Raw genomic sequence first — 20,896 nt, 5'->3', positions numbered from 1 at the left:
TACAGGCATGCCGGCAACACAAGCCGATTGTCGCCCGGTGCCGGAAGCGGCGGCCTCGTCGCAGGCGCTCAGGCTTGCGCCATCAGTTCCTGGATCTCATCGGCATCGCGCGGGACATCGCCGGTGATGATCTGCACGCCCTGGCGCGTCACGATCACATCGTCTTCGATGCGGATGCCCTGGCCGCGCCATTTGGCTGCCACACCCGGCGCGTCGGGCGGGATGTAGATGCCCGGTTCGATCGTGAATACCATGTCCGGCTCCAGCAGGCGGTATTCCCCATCAATGCGGTAATCGCCGACATCGTGCACATCCAGCCCGAGCCAGTGGCCGGTCTTGTGCATGTAGAAGCGCAGATAGGCCTGATCCTTCAGGCATTGCTTCAGCGTGCCCTTGAGCAGGCCCAGGCGCAGCATGCCCTCGGTCAGCACCTCGACCGCGGCCTCGTGCGTGGCGATCCATGACACACCCGGCGCCACCACCGAAATCGCCGCCGCCTGAGCTTCCAGCACCACGTCGTACAGCGCGCGCTGGGCCGGGCTGAAGCGGCCGTTGACCGGGAAGGTGCGGGTGATGTCCGAGGCGTAGCCGTGCACTTCGGCGCCGGCGTCGATCAGCAGCAGGTCGCCGTCTTCCATCTTCGCGTCGTTGCTGACGTAGTGCAGCACGCAGCCATTGGCGCCGGCGCCGACGATCGGGGTGTACGAGGGCACCGCGCCGTGACGGCGGAAGCGGTACAGCAGTTCGGCCTCGATCTCGTATTCGTACATGCCCGGGCGCGCGGCCTTCATCGCATCCACGTGCGCCTGCGCCGCGATGCGCGCAGCTTCCTTCATCAGGCGGCGCTCGGCAGCGCTCTTGAACAGGCGCAAGTCGTGCAGCAGGTGCCCGAGTTCCTGGAATTCGTGCGGCGGCTGCGCGCCCTGCTTGACCTGCGAGCGCACCCGCTTGACCCAGCCGATCAGGGTCAGATCGAAATCGGTATCGCGGCCGAAGTGGTAATAGACCCGGTTCCGGCCTTCGATCAGGCGCGGCAGGATTTCATCCATGTCGGCCCAGGGATAGGCATCGTCCATGCCCAGGGTTTCGACCGCGCCTTCCGGCCCGAGCCGGGCGCCATCCCAGGTTTCGCGCTCGGGATTGCGTTCACGGCAGAACAACAGGGTTTCTCCGGCGGCGCGGCCGGGCACCAGCACCAGCACGGCTTCCGGTTCGTTGAACCCGGTCAGATACCAGAAATCACTGTCCTGACGGTATGGGTAATGGCTGTCGTTGCTGCGCACCTTTTCCGCAGCAGCCGGCAGGATCAGGATCGCGTCCGGGCCGGCCATGCGCATCAGCTGGCGACGACGGCGGGTGAACTCGGCAACGGTGATTCCGGTGATCGGCATGGCGGTGTTCAGAAGGATCGGCAGGCGGGAACGGGATCAGTGCAGGCGGGTGTTCCCATCGCGCGGCGGGCGGGTGTCGCCGTGGATCAGCAGCACCGCGACACGCACGAATTCGGCGATTTCCATGAATGCCTGTTCGTCCTGATCCTCATCGCTGACCCGGAACGCTGCGATGCGGCTGATGTCTTCCAGCGCTTCACGCGCGTCCTCGTCCAGCGATGGCGCGACCGGCACCAGCGCGAAACCGGCAACGAAGCCCTGACACCACAGAAACAGATGGTCGATGCGCTCGGCCAGCGCCGCTTCGTCATCGGGCAACAGCAGCTCGAAACCCAGATCCGGGTCTTCCAGCGCGAAACGCGTGACCTGCAACAGAGTCTGGAGGATCGGCTCGATCGGGCCGCCGGCATCCGCATCCACATGCAGTTGCGCCAGCCAGCCATCCTCGTTGAGCGCACCACCGGCGGCCAGATAGCCGCTCATCAGGCCATGCAGTTCAGGTGCATCGACACCCAGGCGCTGGCGCACCAGCGCGGCATCCACCTGATCGAATCCGGGCAGTTCCCTGTTGGGCATCAGAACGCTCTCCGATATCGCCGCCCGGTGTGCAACCGGTTCACCACACCACTTCGGCCATCGAACAGTTCAGGCCTGAGCCGATACCCAGCAGCGCGATGCGGCTGCCCTTCTTCAGGCGACCCATTTCCTTGAGCTTGGACAGCACGATCGGCACCGAGGCCGGACCGATGTTGCCGTGCTCGGCGAAGATCGTGAAGACCTTCTTCGGATCGATGCCGATGGTCTTGATCAAGGTGTTGGTGTGCACCTGGCTGACCTGGTGGATCACGAATTCGTCCAGTTCATCGACCGCCCAGCCCAGCGCCTGGCGCGCCGCCTGGAAGGTCTTGGCGGCCAGCTTCATGCCTTCGATCATCAGCATGCGGGTGTCGGTGACCATGCGGTCCAGATTGCCGCGGCACAGCGTGTTCCACTCGGTGGCCGCGCGCGAAATGCCGCCCTTGTACTGCGGTGCGTCCGGCGCCAGATCACGGCGCGACAGCACCATCGCCACGGCACCGCAGCCCAGCGTCAGCGTGGCCAGCTCCTGGCGGAACTGCTCGTCGGTGACATCCGGGGCGAGCAGGCGCTCCATGGTCTTTTCGTAGGCCAGATTGGCGGTTTCGCCATCGACCACCAGCGCGTATTCGATCTCGCCGCGCTCGATCATGCGGCTGGCGATGTCCATGCCGTTGAGAAAGGCCAGACAGGCGTTGGCCACGTCGAAATTCTGGCACTGGTCGGACAGGCCGAGGTTGCCGCAGACGATACTGGCGGTGGACGGCTCCAGATAGTCGCGGCTGACCGAGGTGTTGATCAGCAGGCCGATCTTCTCGCGCGGGACATCCAGTTCGGCCAGCGCCTTCTCGGCCGCGAGCGTGGCGGCATCGGAAGACTCGGTGCCGTCTTCCCAGAAGCGGCGCGAATGGATGCCGGCGATATCACCCAGCACATCGGCGCGGATGCCCAGACGGTCCAGCGTCGGGCGCAGCCGCTCGTTGATTTCCACAGAACTGAGCGTGCGCGGCGCATCGATGTGCGCGAGGCTGGCGATGGAAACGTTCTGGAACAGCATGAGCCTGCCGAAAATGAGGAAAACAGCCGCAGAACGCTACAGGCATACGCCCGAGGGCGCAACCCAAACCCCGTGACGGATTGGGCCACAGCGGCACAGCGCACGGTTCCGGCAGGCTTGACAGGCATCGTTTACAGGCGTAAACATTGAATCATCGATTACACACGTAAACACGACATGCAGATCAGCGAAGCCGAAAGCCGGGTGATGCAGGTGCTCTGGGAACGCGGCCCCAGCACCGCCGACGAAGTGATGCAATCGCTGAGCGGCGTCAGCGACTGGCAGGACGCCACCGTCAAGACCCTGCTCAACCGGCTGTTGAAAAAGGGCGCGCTGGCCGCCGACGCCGAAGGCCGCCGTTATCGCTACCAGCCGCTGCTGGCGCGCGAAGCCTATGTGCTGGAAGAAAGCCGCAGCCTGGTCGAACGCCTGTTCGATGGCCGCATCGCGCCGCTGGTGGCGCATTTCTCGCGCCACGGGCAACTCGATGCCGATGACATCGCCGAATTGCGCCGCCTGATCGAGGACATCGACGATGAGCGCTGAACTTCTCGCCCTGCTGCGCGACAGCAGCATCGCCATCACCTTGGCGCTGCTGCTGGTGCTGGCACTGCGCCGGCCGATCCGTTCCGCATTCGGTGCCGGCTGCGTGCCGCTGCTGTGGGCACTGGTGCCGCTGGCGCAACTGGCGGTGCTGCTGCCGGCGCCACGCACTTCCCACACCGCCAACTGGATCACAGTGCCGCTGGAAACGATGCCCGGTGCGGTCGTCACGGAAGCCATGCCGGCACTCGTGCAGAACTGGTCGTGGCAGCCGTGGCTGCTCGCGATCTGGTTGGCCGGTGCGCTGGCGATGACGCTTCACCTGTGCCTGCTGCAACGCCGTTTCCTGCGCAGCCTTGGTCCGCTGACGCCGTTGTCGCCGGGTGTTTTCATCGCCGCACATGCCGATGCCGGTCCGGCGGTGATCGGCCTGCTGCGCCCGCGCATCGTGCTGCCGGCCGATTTCCACCAGCGCTTCACCCCGCAACAACAGATCTTGATCCTGAGCCATGAACGCAGCCATGCGCGTCGTGGCGATGTGATCGCACAGGCCATCGCCAGCGTTTTGCGCTGTATCCACTGGTTCAATCCGCTGCTGCATGTCGCGGTGCCGCGCCTGCGCCACGACCACGAACTGGCCAGCGATGCCGACGTGCTGCGGCAATACCCCGATTCGCGCCGGCGCTATGCCGCCACGCTCCTCGATGCGCAACTGGCCGTCCCTGGACTGCCGGCCGGTTGCCTGTGGCAGTCCAGCCATCCCTTGAAGGAACGCATCATGCTCCTGAAGAACGTCCAACCCTCGCGCCTGCGCCGCCACAGCGGCCTGGTCCTCGCACTCACTCTGGCTTGTGGCGGCTCGTTTGCCGTCTGGGCCGGCCAACCGGCGCAACCTGCGGCCAGCACCGCGCCAACGCTGTACCTGGTCAATATGGAAGTAGCGCTGGGAGATTCGGTATCCACACCGGAACTGGTTGTCACCGCCGGCAAACCGTTTTCCATCGGCATCGGCAACAACACCGACGGTGGCGGGTGGCGCGGCGAATTCGTCTACGACGGCGACACCGGGCAGCTGACCCGGGCCGATATCGAAGTGGACGGCACGCTCGAAGTGGACAGCACGTTGCTCGACGCGCTCAATGCCGGCCATACCGTGCAGCTGACCACGACAGGCGGTGAGGAGTTGTCGTTGCGTATCGCGGTATCGGTGCCGCCCGACAGCGACATCCGTCAGGTGGACACGCCCGCACCAGCCTACCCGGCACAGGCCGCAGCGCAGGACCAGGGCGGCCGCATCCTGCTCAAGGTCAAGGTCGATGAGCTGGGCCGCGCAGCGGATATCGAGGTCGAAGCCTCCGAGCCTGCCGGCGTGTTCGATGCAGCGGCGGTGTCAGCGGTGCAGGATTGGCGCTTCCGCCCCGCGATCCGCGATGGCAAACCGATCGAAAGCTGGGTACGGGTGCCGATCTGCTTCGCTCCAGATGGCGCCTCGGAGGAATCCTGCGAAGTGGCACAGTTCGGAAACCCGCCGGAAAGCCCGGCAACCAGCGGCAGTTGAGATGTCCGCCCACAGTTGAGCCGGCAACCCACGCACCAGGTAGCCCGGGTCAGGCGTAGCCGCACCCGGGAGTGGCTTTCCCGATAACGCTGATTCTGGCTGTGACCTTCCCGATAACGCTGACCCCGGGTGCGGCTACGCCTGACCCGGGCTGCGTCACTGCGGTTTGTTCCAATCCGGCGTTTTGGCGCCCATCAAATGCCGTACGAAGAAGTCGAACATGCGCCGGTGCACATAATCGATCGGTTCTTCCGAACGGCCCACGGCGTGGCCGCCGCCGGGCACCACGAGCAGGTCGAAATCCTTGCCGGCGCGGATCAGTGCGTCGGCCACCTGGTAGGTGGAGGCCGGATCCACGTTGGCGTCCTGTTCGCCCAGGATCATCAGCAACTGCCCTTGCAGCCGGTGCGCGTTGTCCACGCCGGAGGCGCGCGCGTAGCTTTCATCCACCGGCCAGCCCATCCACTGCTCGTTCCAGCTGAGCTTGTCCATGCGGTTGTCGTAGCAGCCGTTCATGCCGACCGCGACGCTGTAGACATCGCCGTGGAACAGCAGCGCCGACAACGCATTCTGGCCGCCAGCCGAGGCGCCGTAGATGCCGATGCCGCCTTCGATGTCATAAGAAGAATCGCGCGCGGCCAGCGCCCGGTGCCAGGCGATACGGTCCGGAAAACCGGCATCGCCGAGGTTCTTCCAGGCCACATCGTGGAAGGCCTTGGAGCGGTGCATCGTGCCCATGCCGTCGATCTGCACCACGATGAAACCCAGATCGGCCAGCGCCTGCATGCCGATGGGCTTGTCGCCACCGCTGTGATAGCCGAACGGCCACCAGGTCTTGGGAACGAAGGCATCGTGCGGGCCGGCGTAGATGTTTTCGATCACGCGGTAACGCCGCGCCGGGTCGTAATCGGCGGGGCGCACGATGATGCCGTGGATCGGCGTGACGCCATCACGCCCCGGTGCGACGAACGCCTCCGGCGGGCGATAGCCGGCTGCCGTCAACGCCGAGACATCAGCCTGTTCCAGCGTGGCGAGCAGGCGCCCATCGCGCGCATCGCGCAGCTGCATTACATCGGGCTGGTCGATGCGCGACCAGGTATCGGTGTAGTGCAGCCCATCCGGCGACAGTACGACCTCGTGCCAGCCGTGGTCCGGGGTCAGATGCAGCAGGTTTTCGCCATCGAAATCCACGCGGTAGACATGCTGCAGATACGGATCGCCCGGCTCGCGGCCGCTGGCGGCGAACCACACTTCGCGCCGCTCCTCGTCCACCCGCAACACCTGCCGCACCACCCATTCGCCACGCGTGAGCTGGCGCGGCTGGCCGGTTTTTCCGTCGAACAGGTACAGATGGTTCCAGCCGTCGCGCTCGCTCATCCACAGGATTTCTTCACCGCGCCTGCCCACATCGTGGAAGAAGCTGCGGTGCCACCAGTCGTTGACGAAGGTATCGGCGGTTTCCTCGATGACGCTGCGGGTCTTGCCGCTTTCCGCGTCGATTTCGATCAGCCGCACGCGCTTGCGGCTGCGCTCCACATAGCGAAACGCCAGTGTCGCGCCATCGGCACGGAAGTACAGCGGCGAGAGCTGGTACGGCAGCGGGAACAGCGCGTTATCCACCTCGATCCGGCTGCCGTTTTCGATGTCGAACAGCACCGGCGTTTCGATATCCACCGCATCGCCGGGCTTGGGATACAGCTGGCTTTGCAGGTGCGTGTGGAGCTGGCCGGCGGGCGCACTTTCCACCCGGAAAACCTTGCGCTGGCTGCCCGGTTTCACCCGGTAGATCGCCACCCGGCGCGAATCCGGCGACCACACCAGCGATTGCGGATCGTGGAAATCGCGTGCGCTGCCGTCATCGCTCAACGTGCGCACTTCACCGCTGTCTCGCTGGCGCAGCATCAGATTGTGGTTTTCGACGAAGGCCTCATAACGCCCGTCCGGCGAGAGTTTCGGCGTGCCATCGGCCAGCACCGTCAAATCCCGCACTACACCCCAGGCGCGGGGCTGGCCGCGCGTTGCGGCGACAGATTTTTCGCAGGACACAGGTGCCAAGGTGCAGCGCCAGCGGCCATCGTCCAGCTGGAATTCGATCATGCGGCCCTCATCCACCGACTGGAAACCGGCGAACGGCAAGCGCAGCGGGGCAATCGTTTCACCGCGCGCCTGCCCCAGCGCCCGCGCGAGCGCGGCATGGTCGAACGCGGGCCGTGCGCCCTCCTCGCCTACACGCCGTTCGACGAACTCGAAGCCGCCGCGCACGCTGCGCCGGTAGACGAAACGCTGCGCATCCACCCACGTCACCGCACCGGGAACGCCTTCGGTCAGATACATCCAGTTTTCGCGCAGGCCGAGCGAACGCGCGTAATCCGCCGCATCCGGCCCCGCGCCAGGCGAAGCCGGCGTGTCAGGCGCGGCCGCCGCGACGGTGCCGACGCACATCAGCAGACACGCCAAAAGAACCGCGCCGAATCGCAACCGGCCGACGGCCACTTCTTCCCTTCTTTCCATATCCATCGGTTCCAGACCCATCGTTGGAGCGGCGCTGCCACCCCGGCGCGGCGTCACCACCACCGGGATCATCGCATCACGCACCGCGCTGAGAAGCTGCCGCATCAAGCCGCGTGTCCCTCGCCACGTGCCGACTTCATGCAAACGGCTGGTCGATCGCCACCGACAGCGGCGTGAACCACTGCGCGCCATCTTCGGTGACGTGGAAGTGATCCTCCAGCCGCACCCCGAATTTGCCCGGCAGCCCGATCATCGGCTCGTTGCTGCAACACATGCCTGGCGCCAGCGGCAGGGTGTTGCCGCGCACCAGATACGGCGCTTCGTGGATCGACAATCCACAGCCGTGGCCGGTGCGGTGCGGTAGTCCGGGCAGCCGATAATCCGGGCCAAGACCGGCCGCTTCCAGCACCCGGCGCGCGGCTGCGTCGATATCTTCACAGGCGATGCCGGGACGCACCGCATCGAACGCCGCCTGCTGCGCAGCGCGTTCCAGATCCCAGATGCGGCGCTGCTCAGCGTCCGGCTCGCCCCAGATCCAGGTACGCGTCACATCCGAGTTGTAGCCCTGCACGCTGCAACCGGTATCGATCAACACCAGCTCGCCTTCGCGCAGATGCTGCACACCGGGCACGCCGTGCGGAAACGCAGTGGCCTGCCCGAACTGCACGATGCAGAAGGTGGAACCGCCATCGGCACCGAGCGCGCGATGCGCCTCGTCGATGAAGCGCACCAGCTCATCAGTGCCGATGCCTTCGCGCGTGATGCCGGCCGCCAGCCGATGCACTTCCAATGTCATGTCGCAGGCCTGCTGCATCAGCGCCAGCTCGGCCGGCGATTTGCAGCGGCGGCAACCCTCGATCACCGGCGCGGCATCAACAATGGCCGCCGCACCCAGCTGCGCAGCAAGCCCGGTATGGATGCGGAACGCCGCGTCCGGGTCCAGCGCCAGCGTGCCCGCGCCGCGATCGGCCATGACCTGCGCCACCAGCGCGTGCGGATTCTCGTGTTCTTCCCACAGGCGCTTTTGCACCGGAATGGTCAGCACCGCATCGAGCGAACCTTCCTCGAATACCGGCGCGATCAACACCGGCTCGCCGCTGGCCGTCAGCAACAACGCCACCAGCCGCTCGCTCGCACCCCACGGCACCCCGGCGAAATACCGCAGCGACGCACCAGCACTGACCAGCAACGCATCCACACCCAGCCCGTGCATCAAGCGACGCGCGTGTTCCAGCCGTTGCAGATACTCATCGGCCGCAATCGGCGCCGCGCGATTCGTCCAAGGCACAAGCCGCGTCCGCGCCTGTTCGGGAGTGAGGTGACCAATCTGTGTATTCATCGCTTCGCCTGCCGTGCCCTAAGGAAAAACCTGACGCCGCCGCCACTGCCCGCGCAGCACCACCCGCCATCCTCGCCGCCGATGCGTTGCATGGCTAGAGGAATTGCACAGTGATGGCGGGAAAATATGCACGAAACCTCTTCCCCGGCTTGCTTGCCGCACCCTTCTGAAACGTCAGGCCGCGTGCGTGCAGGTGCGCATTCACTGCGGCGAACATCTGTGCGGCCAAGTCGTGTGTTTCCAGCAGGCGGCGGAAGTTGAGGGTCGTGGTTTCATCCGGCATGGCGCCGGTCATCGGCAGCCGCGCGAACTGGCGCAGCGGCACGATCTCGTACAGCGCTTCCTCCATCCCCGGATCGCTCAGACCGAACCAGTTCTGCATCAGGTGAACGCGCAGCATCGTCGCCAGTGGATACGGCCTGCGACCGCGACCGGCCTTGGGGTACACCGGCTCGATCAGTGCCAGCAACGCCTCCCACGGGATGACCTGTTCCATTTCCTCGAGGAAAATCTCGCGTCGTGTACGCTTGCGCTTGCCAAGGTACTCGGCATCGCCAAAAGTAAGCTGGTTCATGTGGTCATTGTCGCCCATCCGGGCTGGAAGTGGTGGGGGGCAAGGGCTGGAGACTTGTTCAGACCTTCCCTAAGGAAGGTCTGAACAAGCCCCTCCGCTCCGCGTCCATGTCCTCTTCGGATCATGGTTGAAGCGGCCTTTCGCGATATTGGTCAACCCTTGACCAAATATCGACCGTTTTTCATGTTCCCGGGCGTTCTTTCGCCCGGTGTGCGCCCATCAGGCGCAACTTCCCTGCAGATACAGCAGTTTCCGCCGCGCCATCCACAGGTTCGACAGCGCGAACAAGGTCAGCACTTGGCCGTGGTTCTTCGCCAGTCCCTTGAAACGCACTTTCACATAGCCAAACTGCCGCTTGATCACCCGGAACGGGTGTTCCACTTTCGCCCGAACCTGCGCCTTGCGCCGTTCCAGTTCGCGCCAGGCACCTTGCGCGATCCCTTCCGGCAGCTGCTTTTGCTTGCCGCGCTTTTCGGCAATCGAATATTTCAATTTCCGCTTGATCCGCTTCTCCACACCCGTGAAGCCCGCGTCGCCGTGCAAGTGCGTTTCCTTGCCATGCAGAAGATGCTCGGCCTGGGTCACATCGGCCACGTTCGCGGCCGTAGTCGTCACCGTGTGCACCATGCCGGAATCTGCGTCTACGCCAATGTGCGCCTTCATGCCGAAGTACCACTGATTGCCCTTCTTCGTCTGGTGCATCTCCGGGTCGCGCTTGCCTTCGCGGTTCTTGGTCGAGCTGGGCGCGTGGATGATCGTGGCATCCACGATCGTGCTCTTCTGAAGGGTCAGGCCGCGTGCGTGCAGGTGGGCATTCACCGCAGCGAACATCTGCGCGGCAAGGTCGTGGGTTTCCAGCAGGCGGCGGAAGTTGAGAATCGTGGTTTCATCCGGCAGCGCGTCGGTCATCGCCAGCCCCGCGAACTGGCGCAGCGGCACGATTTCATACAGCGCCTCCTCCATCCCCGGATCGCTCAGGCCGAACCAGTTCTGCATCAGGTGGACGCGCAGCATCGTCGCCAGCGGATAGGGCTTTCGGCCACGACCGGCCTTGGGGTACACCGGCTCAATCAGCGCCAGCAGCGCATCCCAAGGGATGACCCGTTCCATTTCCGCGAGAAACACTTCCCGCCGTGTGCGCTTGCGCTTGCCGAGGTATTCGGCATCGCCAAAAGTAAGCTGGTTCATGCGGTCATTGTCGCCCATCGGGCTGGAGGTGGTGGGGGGCAAGGGCTGGAGACTTGTTCAGACCTTCCCTAAAGTGCTGGAGCTTGCGACATTCGGGGTTTAAGCTGGACTTCTGCAGGCCTGACTGACAACTCGCACGGGTGTCGGGGTTCGGCTGTTTTGATGGATGTGATCTGCATTTACCCGGGGGTTGTTGAGATGCGTATTCTGCTAATGATTTTTCTGTTATCACCGCTGTTTTCAGTGATGATGCCAAGTGATGCGCGAGCACAAATGACGGATGAAACCCGTGATTTCATTGTCTCCGAGCACAATCGTCTTCGTCGCGACGCGATCGGACCCGGCGGGCCCGATGTTGTTTCTACCGTCACAGCGACAGCCATGCGGGAGATCGAGTACGACATGAAGCTCGAATGCGTGGCCCAGGGCTACCTCGATTCATACCCCGGCGGAATTCCCGGGCACAACTCGAACAGAGATGCCGATTACTTTGCTTGCGGTGGATCCGGCTACGTCGGTGAAAGTCATTACAGCGGCCATCCGCAATATGGTGTTGCCGGCGGCGCAACCCGCGCGTGGGTTGATTTCATCTGGCCGATGGCTTGGGGCGGTAACGACTGTTCCGAACGGCAAAACTATCATGGAGACGGGGGTTGTTCCGGCAGTACTGGCCACTATACCCAGGTGCTTTGGTCGAGCACATACAAGGTCGGCTGCGGCTATACACCTGCCGTTGGCACCGTGTGCAACTACTCGCCCGGCGGTAACCACGTGGGCCAGTCGCCTTTCACCATTGGAGAGGCGTGTTCGGCCTGTCCGACGTCCCACCCATTTTGCAATGACGGCCTTTGCTCTTCGGTACCGTCGGGTGACCCGATATTCTTGAATGGTTTCGAGCTGTTGCCCTGACGTCAGTGTACATGCCCGTATCGTGCAATGATGTTTTCCGATAGCAACGGAAGGAGTGCGATATGGGATTTTCCACCAAGAAGCAGGTCGGCGGTCTGTTGTTCTGGCTGGGTGTGACGTGCGTGGCGACGGTGATCGGCAGCATGGCGTCGATCCAGGCGGGCAGTTTCTACCTCGGATTGGAACAACCCTCATGGGCGCCGCCGGGCAGCGTGTTCGGGCCGGTGTGGACGGTGTTGTATCTGCTGATGGGCATCGCGGCGTGGCTGGTGTGGCGCGAGCGCGGCTTTCAGGGAGCGCGCACGGCGCTGGTGCTGTATCTGGTGCAGCTGGTGCTCAATGCGCTGTGGAGCTGGCTGTTTTTCGCGTGGAAGATGGGTGGGCCGGCGTTCGCCGACATCCTCGTGCTGTGGGCGTTGATCGTGGCCACGCTGATCGCGTTCTGGCGGATCAGGCCACTGGCCGGCGCGCTGTTGCTGCCGTATCTGCTGTGGGTGAGCTTTGCCTCGGCACTGAATTACACGGTGTGGCAGCTCAACCCGCAGATTCTCGGATAGCGCGCCGCGCTTTCCGCCAGCGGGCGCGTGCCGGACGTTCCGGCACGGCTGCAAGCAGTGCTGCGCTGCTTGCGGTGTGTTTGAAGCGGGGGTTCCCGCTGCCGGACCGGTGCGGTCCCGCTCATGCGGTCGTGTGTGGGGGTGGTTGGCGGAACTGAAGTGCCGGCAGCACGTCAGTCCTCGCGCACCGGGTAGGTTTCGGCTTCTTCCAGCTGCAATGGCTGGCTCGCGGGCGGTGCCGGGCGCTGCGTCGTGTTGCGGGTGGGCATGGCACTGCCGCAGCGGAAGGCGGTGAAGCGCTGTTCGCCGGCGACCGGTTCGCCCAGCGGCTGCACCGCGTCGGCGCCGAGGCCAACGGCTTCGTTGCGGGCCATGGTTTCCAGTTCGTCGCGCACCTTCAGATCGCTGCGGCGGTACAGGCCGACCTTGTCCTTGACCGAGACGCCGATTTCACCGCGCGTGGTGCAGGCGCTGGTGACGGCATCAGCAGCAAGTACCCGGATGCGCGCGCCTTCAGGTTCCATCTTGACCCAGGTGCAGGCACCCAGCGTCAGCGTGGCTGCGGCGATGACGGGAAGGAATCGGTTCATGGCGGGCTCCGCAGGTTCTGGAAAAAGGACGGGCGGAGTATGTCACTCCGCCCGTCGCGCCACATGGCTGTGTGATGAATTGTCGGCGGCAGCTCAGCGCAGTTTCTTGCCGTCCGCATCCAGCACGGTGACCTCGCCCAGTTCCAGTTCGCGGACCGGGGCTTCGATCGTGGACAGGTCACCAACGATCACCCAGGTCAGCGCCTGCGGCTTGATCTGAGCGGCGGCGGCGCGAACCGCAGCGGTGTCGATGGCTTCGGTGCGCTGCTTCTGTGTGATCACGTAATCGTCCGGGCGCTCGAAGCGCACGATGCCGCCGATCGCGCCCATCACCGCACCGGCGGTTTCGTAGGCACCGGGGAGGCGACGCACGTTGTTGAGCTTGATCGTTTCCACTTCGGCATCGGTGGCCGGTGCGCTGCCGCTGGCAAAGCCGGCGATTTCATTGCGCATCTCGACGATGGCATCGGCGGTCTTGTCGATTTGCACCGGCGCGTAGGCGATCCACGGGCGCTGGCCACGGGCGCCGCTGGTGTAGCTGTAGGAACCGTAGGCCCACTGCTTTTCTTCACGCAGCTTCATGTTCAGGCGCGCGCTGAACATGCCGCCGAGCACGCCGTTGGCGATGTCGAATTCCAGCGCTTTGGGATGCATCGTGGAATCCACGACCTGGCCGACGAGGATGTTGGCCTGGATCGCACCGGGCTGGTCGACCAGGAACACGCGCGTGGCTTCGGGCAGTGCGACCGGCTCCACCTTCGGCAGCTTGAGTGCGCTGCGCGGCGCCTTCCATTTGCCGAAGCGGGCGTCGAGCAGCGGCAGGATCTCCTTGAGCGTGGTGTCGCCCACGACGATCAGGGTGGCGTTGTCGGCGCGGATCAGGTCGCGGTGGAAGGAAACCAGATCGTCACGCGTCAGCGCGCTGATCGATTCCTCGTCGCCGGTGCCGCTGAACGGGATCGCGTAAGGGTGGCCGGCGCCGTACATCAGCGGCGGCAGCAGGCGGTTGGCGACGCCGTTGGGACGGGTCTTTTCCTGGCGGATGCCGGCCAGCCAGGTCTGGCGCACGCGCTCGATTTCCTTTTCCGCGAAATCCGGGCGCAGCACCACGTCGGCGAGCAGGTCGAGCGAGGGCGCGAGCTTGTCCTTGAGCGCGGACAGGTAGACGTTGCTGCCGTCCAGCGAGGCACCGGCACCGATGTTGGCGCCCAGCAACTGGGCACGATCAGCCAGCGCGAGTGCGTCCATGCCGGCGGCGCTTTCGTCCATCATCGCCATCGCGAAACTGGCGGTGCCGAGCTTGCGCCCGACATCGGCGGTGTAGCCGCCGGCGAATTCCATGCTGACCTGCACCACCGGGATTTCATGGCGTTCGGCCAGCACCACTTCGATGCCATTCTTCAGCTTGGCGCGCTGCAGCGGCGGGAAGCGCAGATCCGGGAAGCTCTCGGTCGCCGGCACTCCCTTGGAGCGGTCGACATCGGTCTTGATGACGGTGAACTTCGGGTCCGGGGTCAGCACGGTGCTGTTGTCGGCCGCATCTTCGCTGGCCACGTGCGGGGCGTCTTCGGGTGCCGGTGGCTTGTCGCCGGGCAGCACGACGAGGGTGTGGTCGCCCTTCGCCAGCCAGTCGGCGGCGGCTTTCTGCAGCGTGGCCGGGGTGGCCTCGCGCAGGGTCTTCATGCTGTCGCGGAAGCAGCCGGGGTTGCCGCTGAAGGTGGCGCATTCGGCCAGGGCGTCGGCCTTGCCGCCGAAGCCGCCGATGCGTTCGATGCCGCGCACGAAGCCGGCTTCGAACACGGTGCGCACGCGCTCCAGTTCTTCCGCGCTGACGCCGTCGGCGATCAGCTTGCTGATTTCCTCGTCGAGGATCTTCTCGATCTTCTCGACATCGGCCGGGTCACGCGCGTTGACCATGACGATGAAGTTGGAGCCCAGTTCCGAACCCCAGGCGCCAGCGCTGACGCTGTCGGCCAGACGCTCCTCGTGCACCAGGCGCTTGTCCAGACGCGAGGATTTGCTGCCACCGAGCACCTGCGCCACCAGTTGCAGTGCGGTCAGGTCCGGGTGGCCGTACTGAGGCACGTTCCAGATGCGGTGGATGCGGGCCTGGGCGACGCGGTCGCTCATGGTTTCGCGGGTGGAGGTGGTGCGCGCGGCGATCTGCGGCTGCATCTTCGGCACCGTGATGCTGGCCGGGATGTCACCGAAATAGCGCGTGACCTTTTCCTTGGCGGTGGCCACGTCGATGTCGCCGGCCAGCACCAGCACGGCGTTGTTGGGGCCGTACCAGTCGCGGAACCAGCGCTTGACGTCTTCCAGCGAGGCGGCGTTGAGATCGGACATCGAACCGATCACCGAATGGTGGTACGGATGGCCCTTCGGATAGGACGCGCGCGACAGCGCATCCCAGACCAGACCGTAAGGCTGGTTCTCGCTCTGGCGCTTTTCGTTCTGCACCACGCCGCGCTGCTCATCCAGCAGTTCCTGCGTGACCGCGCCGAGGAAATGACCCATGCGGTCCGATTCCATCCACAGCGCCATGTCCAGCGCGGTGGTCGGCACGTTCTGGAAGTAATTGGTGCGGTCCTGGTTGGTGGTGCCGTTCTGGCTGGTGGCGCCGACCTTTTCAAACGGCTCGAAGAATTCGCCGCGATGGTTTTCCGAACCCTGGAACATCAGGTGCTCGAACAGATGCGCGAAACCGCTCTTGCCGGCCGGCTCGTTCTTGGAGCCGACGTGGTACCAGATGTTGACTGCCACCACCGGCGCCTTGCGGTCCTCGTGCACGATCACGCGCAGGCCGTTGGGCAGGGTGAATTCCTCGTAGGCGATATCCACCTTGACGCTGGCGGTCACCGGTGCGGCACCAACGCCGAGCACCAAAGCGAGCGCCAGGCAGGCGCTGCGGGAAAAACCAATCATCAAATTGCTCCGGTAATCGGGTTCAGGTGCGGATTCTACCGGTGTACCGGCCCGGCCCGCGTGGGCCATCGGTCATTGTGGGCACGGCAGGGCCTACAATGGCGGTTTCCGTTTCCGCCTGCTGGCGGCCCATCTGTTCCGGACCCGACCATGACCATCACGCCCCAGGAAGCACTGCAACGCACGATCGAACACCGCGAGATTTTCCACGATGAAATGGTGCAGCTGATGCGCCAGATCATGCGCGGCGAAGTGTCTGCGGTGATGACGGCGGCGATCCTGTCCGGGCTGCGGGTGAAAAAGGAAACCGTCGGCGAGATTGCCGGCGCGGCGCAGGTGATGCGCGAGTTCGCAGCGAAAGTCGAGGTGCCGGACGTGGAGAACTTCGTCGATATCGTCGGCACCGGCGGCGATGGCGCCAACACCTTCAATATTTCCACCGCCAGCATCTTCGTGGCCGCCGCCGCTGGCGCCAAAGTGGCCAAGCACGGCGGGCGCAGCGTGTCCTCCAGTTCCGGCAGCGCCGATGTGATCGAGGCGCTGGGCGCGGTGGTCGATCTGCAACCGGCGCAGGTGGCGCAGTGCATCGAAGAAGCGGGCATCGGTTTCATGTTCGCGCCGATCCACCACCCGGCGATGAAGAACGTGGCGCCGGTACGGCGCGAGATGGGCGTGCGGACGATGTTCAACATCCTCGGCCCGCTGACCAATCCGGCCGGCGCGCCGAACATCCTGATGGGCGTGTTCCACCCGGATCTGGTCGGCATCCAGGTACGCGTGCTGCAGCGCCTCGGCGCACAGCGCGCACTGGTGGTCTGGGGCCGCGACGGCATGGACGAGATTTCGCTGGGCGCCGGCACCCTGGTGGGAGAACTGCGCGATGGCGTGGTGCGCGAATACGAGATCCATCCGGAGGATTTCGGCATCGCGATGGCGGCCAGCCGCAACCTGCGGGTGGAAAGCGCCGAGCAGTCGCGCAGCATGTTGCTGGAAGCGCTCGACAACGTCGACGGCCTGCCGCGCGAGATCGTGGCGCTCAATGCCGGCGCGGCGCTGTATGTGGCCGGGCGCGCCGATTCGATCGCCGACGGCATCGCGCTGGCGCGGCAGACGCTGGCGTCGGGCGCGGCGCGCCAACGCCTGGACCAGTTCATCGCCACCACGCGCCGGCTGCGCGATGAGGAAGGAGCAGCGGCATGAACGACATCCTGGCGCGGATCATCGTGCGCAAGGTCGAGGAGGTGGCGCAGCGGCGCCGCACGGTGTCGCTGGACTCGCTGCAACAGCAGGCCGCCACGATGCCGCCGGCACGCGGTTTCGCGGCTGCGCTGGAGGCCAAGATCGCAGGCGGCAAGGCGGCGGTGATCGCCGAGGTGAAAAAGGCCAGCCCGTCCAAGGGGCTGATTCGCGCAGATTTCGATCCGGCGCAGATCGCCGCCAGCTACGAGGCCGGTGGCGCGGCCTGCCTGTCGGTGCTGACCGATGTGGATTTCTTCCAGGGCGCCGATGCCTATCTGCAGCAGGCCCGCGCCGCGTGCGCGCTGCCGGTCCTGCGCAAGGATTTCACCATCGACCCGTATCAGGTGGTCGAGGCGCGCGCGCTGGGCGCCGATTGCATCCTGCTGATCGTGGCGGCGCTGGACGACGAAGCGCTGCACGCGCTGGCCGCACTGGCGCTGTCGCTGGGACTGGACGTGCTGGTGGAAATGCACGACGCCGAAGAACTGAGCCGCGCGCTGGCATTGCCGGCGGCGCCGGGTCTGGTGCTGGGCATCAACAACCGCGATCTGCGCAGCTTCCGGGTATCGCTGGACACCACGCTCACGCTGAAGACACAGGTGCCGGCGGGGCGCCTGATCGTCACCGAGAGCGGCATCCTGGAGCGCTCTGACGTGGCGAAGATGCGCACCGCCGGCATCGATGCCTTCCTCGTGGGCGAAGCCTTCATGCGTGCGCGCGAGCCGGGGCAGGAACTGGCGCGCCTGTTCGGCGAGTGACACACGGCGGGGTGCGGCGGCCGGCATGAATCGACAGCCGCAGCACTTCCTGCAACCATTCCTCACCGCCGAGTGTCAAGCCACGGCGCCCGCAATCGCCGCCTGATTCGATGCAGCCATGCTCCTGTTCCGGATGATCCGCCTGCTGCTGACCGCCAGTGTGTTCCTGGCCTGTCAGGCGCATACCGCGTGGGCGCTGGACCCGAACCGCGGTGTCGACGAATACACCGTCACTTCCTGGTCGATGGAAGACGGCCTGCCGCACAACCTGGTGCACGACATCGTGCAGGACCGCGAGGGTTATCTGTGGGTGGGTTCGTGGGAAGGCGCGGCGCGCTTCAACGGGCGCCAGTTCAGCCGCTTCGACACCGAACACCTGCACGGCCGCTCAACGGTCGGGGTGCGCAAGATGGTGGTCGATGCCGATGGCAGTCTGCTGATGGGCACCGCCCAGTTCGGCGTGATGCGTTTCACCAACGGTATCTGGTCGGCACTGGAAGCCACCGCCACGCAGCGGCTGCGCGTGCTGAGCCTGGCCCGGGTCGCCGATGGCGCGCTGTGGATCGGGACCGAGGATTCGGCCTGGCGCCTGGCAGCGGACGGGGAGCTGGTGGATGCGGCCACGTTGGGGCTGCCGCAGGGCGCGATCTATGCGCTGCTGGATCTGGGCGCCGAGGGCGTGCTGATGGGCGGCGATGCCGGGCCGTTCCTGTGGCGCGATGGCGCGATCCACCGTTACGGCGAGGATCTGGACATCGCGGACATGCATGTGCGGGCACTGTTGCTGCGCCGCGACGGAAGTCTGGTGCTGGGTGGCGACCACGGTGCCGTGGAGCTGGATGCGGCACGTTCTTCGGTACGGAAAATCCTCGATACACGGGTGGAGTCGCTGCTGGAAGACCGCGACGGCATGCTCTGGCTGGGCACCTCGGCCGATGGCCTGTTCCGCTACCACCAGGGCCGTACCGAGGTTATCGACCGGCGACTGGGCCTGTACGGGCGCGGCAGCCCGGCACTGATGGAAGACCGCGAAGGGCTGTTGTGGATGGGCACCACCAACGGCCTGTTCCGCATCGCCGACGGCCCGGTATTCGGGCTGGATGCCGAACGCGGGCTGAGCGACAACTATCCGCGCGTGATCCTGCCGCATGCCGATGGCGGGGTCCATATCGGCCATGCCGGCGGGCTCGACCACTGGTACCAGGGCCGGACGGTCGCGGTGCCGTTCGGGGTGCCCTCGTCCTCGGTGCTGTCGCTGGCGCCGGCGCGCGATGGCGGGCTGTGGGTCGGCACCTACGACCAGGGCGTGGTGTACCTGCCGGCCGATCAGGATCTTGCCCGCATCCGGACCATCGACAGCGACGACGGCCTGCCTTCGCGCCATGTCCGTGGCCTGTGGGAGGACGCCGATGGCCGGCTCTGGATCGGCACCACCAATGGGCTGCTGCGGCTGGATCCGGATGGCGGACGCAAGCTGATCGACAGCGACGACGGGCTGCCGGGCAGTTTCATCCGGGGTCTGATGCCGGCTCGCGGCGGCGGGCTGTGGATCGCCACTTCCAGCGGCATGGCGCGGCTGCACGCCGATGGCCGGGTCCAGGCCTGGAGCGTGGACAGCGGATTTCCCGGCATCGGCAGCTTCGATTTTCTCGAAGAAGAAGACGGCGACCTCTGGGTCGGCACCGATACCGGCCTGCTGCGCCTGCGCGACGGCGCCTTCACCGTTTACGACCGCACTGCCGGGCTGCCGAACGAATCGATCTTCCGGGTGCTGAAGGACACGCGTGGCGCGTTCTGGCTGTGCAGCAACCAGGGCGTGTTCCGGATCGAGGCCGGGCAGTTCGCGCAGTACGACCAGGGCCGGCTCGAACGCCTGCGGGTGGATGTGCTGCAACACGCCGACGGCATGCCCAGCAGCCAGTGCAACGGCGGCAGCGCACCGGCCGGCAACCGTGATGTCCAGGGCCGTCTGTGGATGCCCACCGCGCAGGGCGTGGCGGTGATCGACCCGGACCTGACGGTGTCGCAGGCGCTGGTCAAGGTGCCAGTGCAGATCGAACGGGTGCAGCTGGATGCGCGCGAACTGCTGCCGCAGCCGCAGTTGACCCTGGGCGCCGGCGTGCGGCGCGTGGTGATCCACTACGCCGGGCTGCATTTCCGTGCTCCGCTGCGGGTCCGTTACCGCTACCGGATGCTGGGTTTCGATCATGACTGGGTCGAGGCCGGTGACGCGCTGGAGGCGGTCTACACCAACCTGCCCTCGGGCCGGCTGCGCTTCCAGGTGCAGGCCGCGATGAGTCCAGCGGACTGGAGCCAGGTGTCCGATGCCGCGACCGCCAGCATCGAGCTGGAAGTGGTGCCGCCGTTCTGGCAGCGGCCGTGGTTCGCCGTGCTGGCCGGTCTGGCCGTGCTCGGCGTGATGCTGGGCGTGTTCGCCTGGCGCTCGGCGCGCTATCAGCGGCGCCAGCTGGCGCTGACCCGCACCATCGAGGAACGCACGCGTGAACTGAGCGACAAGAACCGCGCGCTGGAACTGGCCGACCGCGAACGCGAATCGCTGCTGGAACAACTGGCCTACCAGGCCAGCCACGACGCCCTGACCGGCCTGCCCAACCGCCGTGCCGGCGAGGCCCGGCTGGCCGACGCGGTGCAGCACGCCGCTTCCGGGCGCGGCGGGCCGTTGTGCGTGGCGCTGCTGGATCTGGACCGCTTCAAGCAGATCAACGACGAACACGGGCACGAGGCCGGCGATGGCATCCTGCGCCAGGTGGCCGAGCATTTCGCGCAGTCTTCGCTGCTCGGCTCGGCCCACACCTCACGCTACGGTGGCGAGGAGTTCCTGCTGCTGTTGCCCAATACGCCGCTGGCGCTGGCGGTGGAACGGCTGGAAGCGCTGGCTGCCGCGATCGCGGCGCAGGTGATGCTGCGCGAGGACGGGCTGGAGCTGGGCTGCACGGTCAGCATCGGTGTGGCGCAGTGGCGGCCGGGCATGAGCCCGAGCCAACTGGTTGCCATCGCCGACCGCCGCCTGTACCTGGCCAAGCAGACCGGGCGCAACAAGGTGGTGTGGGAAGAAGACGGAACGGACTGACTGCGCGACGGAGCCGCTTGCGGCGCTGGCTGCGGAAACGCAGCGACAAGGTAGGGAACGGAAAATCCCGGCAAGCCAGGGCCGGTGTTT

At 65.6% G+C, this 20,896-nt stretch carries 14 protein-coding genes and 2 pseudogenes; 7 read left to right on the top strand and 9 right to left on the bottom strand.

Going from position 1 to position 20,896, the window contains the following annotated elements:
- Nucleotides 1-68: 68 nt before the first annotated feature.
- The 3 genes from pepP to WDB66_RS12105 are packed head-to-tail and all read right to left on the bottom strand — an operon-like array spanning nucleotide 69 to nucleotide 3,024.
- Nucleotides 69-1,391, bottom strand: a complete 1,323-nt coding sequence (pepP, locus tag WDB66_RS12115) for a Xaa-Pro aminopeptidase (protein ID WP_339398849.1) — start codon at nucleotides 1,389-1,391, stop codon at nucleotides 69-71.
- Nucleotides 1,392-1,427: 36 nt separating this feature from the next.
- Entirely contained in the window at nucleotides 1,428-1,967 is a 540-nt protein-coding gene (locus WDB66_RS12110; protein ID WP_339398848.1) for a UPF0149 family protein, read from the bottom strand.
- 40 nt (nucleotides 1,968-2,007) lie between these two features.
- Nucleotides 2,008-3,024 (bottom strand): 3-oxoacyl-ACP synthase III, encoded by a 1,017-nt coding sequence (locus WDB66_RS12105; RefSeq protein WP_339398847.1) that lies wholly within the window; start codon nucleotides 3,022-3,024, stop codon nucleotides 2,008-2,010.
- A gap of 177 nt (nucleotides 3,025-3,201) precedes the next feature.
- On the opposite strand from WDB66_RS12105, the gene WDB66_RS12100 reads away from it, so the two are divergent.
- Nucleotides 3,202-3,570, top strand: coding sequence for a BlaI/MecI/CopY family transcriptional regulator (locus tag WDB66_RS12100; RefSeq protein WP_339398846.1), 369 nt, complete (start codon nucleotides 3,202-3,204; stop codon nucleotides 3,568-3,570).
- A complete protein-coding gene (locus WDB66_RS12095) occupies nucleotides 3,560-5,125 on the top strand; it encodes a TonB family protein (RefSeq protein WP_339398845.1) in 1,566 nt (521 codons plus the stop codon). Before WDB66_RS12100 ends, WDB66_RS12095 begins: the two co-directional genes overlap by 11 nt.
- A gap of 156 nt (nucleotides 5,126-5,281) precedes the next feature.
- Here WDB66_RS12095 and WDB66_RS12090 read toward each other — a convergent pair whose 3' ends face one another.
- The 4 genes and pseudogenes from WDB66_RS12090 to WDB66_RS12075 form a co-directional block, all read right to left on the bottom strand.
- Nucleotides 5,282-7,636, bottom strand: a complete 2,355-nt coding sequence (locus WDB66_RS12090; RefSeq protein ID WP_339398913.1) for a DPP IV N-terminal domain-containing protein — start codon at nucleotides 7,634-7,636, stop codon at nucleotides 5,282-5,284.
- A gap of 136 nt (nucleotides 7,637-7,772) precedes the next feature.
- A complete protein-coding gene (locus WDB66_RS12085) occupies nucleotides 7,773-8,975 on the bottom strand; it encodes a M24 family metallopeptidase (protein WP_339398844.1) in 1,203 nt (400 codons plus the stop codon).
- Between the two features lie 160 nt (nucleotides 8,976-9,135).
- Nucleotides 9,136-9,549, bottom strand: a pseudogene (locus tag WDB66_RS12080) (transposase); the annotation flags it as partial.
- A 181-nt stretch (nucleotides 9,550-9,730) separates the two neighbouring features.
- Nucleotides 9,731-10,737 (bottom strand): IS5 family transposase gene (locus tag WDB66_RS12075; RefSeq protein WP_489670859.1). Its coding sequence is split into 2 segments (ribosomal slippage): nucleotides 9,731-9,792 and nucleotides 9,792-10,737, totalling 1,008 coding nucleotides; the frame shifts between segments, so codons are not numbered across the junction.
- Between the two features lie 162 nt (nucleotides 10,738-10,899).
- On the opposite strand from WDB66_RS12075, the gene WDB66_RS12070 reads away from it, so the two are divergent.
- Both WDB66_RS12070 and WDB66_RS12065 read left to right on the top strand, forming a co-directional pair.
- Nucleotides 10,900-11,646, top strand: a complete 747-nt coding sequence (locus WDB66_RS12070) for a CAP domain-containing protein (protein ID WP_339398842.1) — start codon at nucleotides 10,900-10,902, stop codon at nucleotides 11,644-11,646.
- 62 nt (nucleotides 11,647-11,708) lie between these two features.
- A complete protein-coding gene (locus tag WDB66_RS12065; RefSeq protein ID WP_339398841.1) occupies nucleotides 11,709-12,203 on the top strand; it encodes a TspO/MBR family protein in 495 nt (164 codons plus the stop codon).
- Nucleotides 12,204-12,481: 278 nt separating this feature from the next.
- Here the strand turns inward: WDB66_RS12065 and WDB66_RS12060 are convergent.
- Nucleotides 12,482-12,793, bottom strand: a pseudogene (locus WDB66_RS12060) (DUF4156 domain-containing protein); the annotation flags it as partial.
- Between the two features lie 93 nt (nucleotides 12,794-12,886).
- Nucleotides 12,887-15,718, bottom strand: coding sequence for a M16 family metallopeptidase (locus WDB66_RS12055; protein WP_339398840.1), 2,832 nt, complete (start codon nucleotides 15,716-15,718; stop codon nucleotides 12,887-12,889).
- A 150-nt stretch (nucleotides 15,719-15,868) separates the two neighbouring features.
- Between WDB66_RS12055 and trpD the strand changes: the two genes are divergently transcribed.
- The 3 genes from trpD (at nucleotide 15,869) to WDB66_RS12040 (ending at nucleotide 20,806) form a co-directional block, all read left to right on the top strand.
- Entirely contained in the window at nucleotides 15,869-16,918 is a 1,050-nt protein-coding gene (gene trpD / locus WDB66_RS12050; protein WP_339398839.1) for an anthranilate phosphoribosyltransferase, read from the top strand.
- Nucleotides 16,915-17,715 (top strand): indole-3-glycerol phosphate synthase TrpC, encoded by an 801-nt coding sequence (gene trpC / locus WDB66_RS12045; protein ID WP_339398838.1) that lies wholly within the window; start codon nucleotides 16,915-16,917, stop codon nucleotides 17,713-17,715. The genes trpD and trpC overlap by 4 nt, the downstream gene beginning before the upstream one ends.
- Before the next feature lie 118 nt (nucleotides 17,716-17,833).
- Nucleotides 17,834-20,806, top strand: coding sequence for a diguanylate cyclase (locus WDB66_RS12040; RefSeq protein ID WP_339398837.1), 2,973 nt, complete (start codon nucleotides 17,834-17,836; stop codon nucleotides 20,804-20,806).
- The last annotated feature ends 90 nt before the right edge of the window (nucleotides 20,807-20,896 follow it).

It is taken from the genome of Denitratimonas organivorans (assembly GCF_037478135.1).
Lineage (GTDB): Bacteria > Pseudomonadota > Gammaproteobacteria > Xanthomonadales > Xanthomonadaceae > Denitratimonas.
Note: the sequence above shows the minus strand (reverse complement) of the source record. Positions and strands in the feature narration are given on the sequence as shown.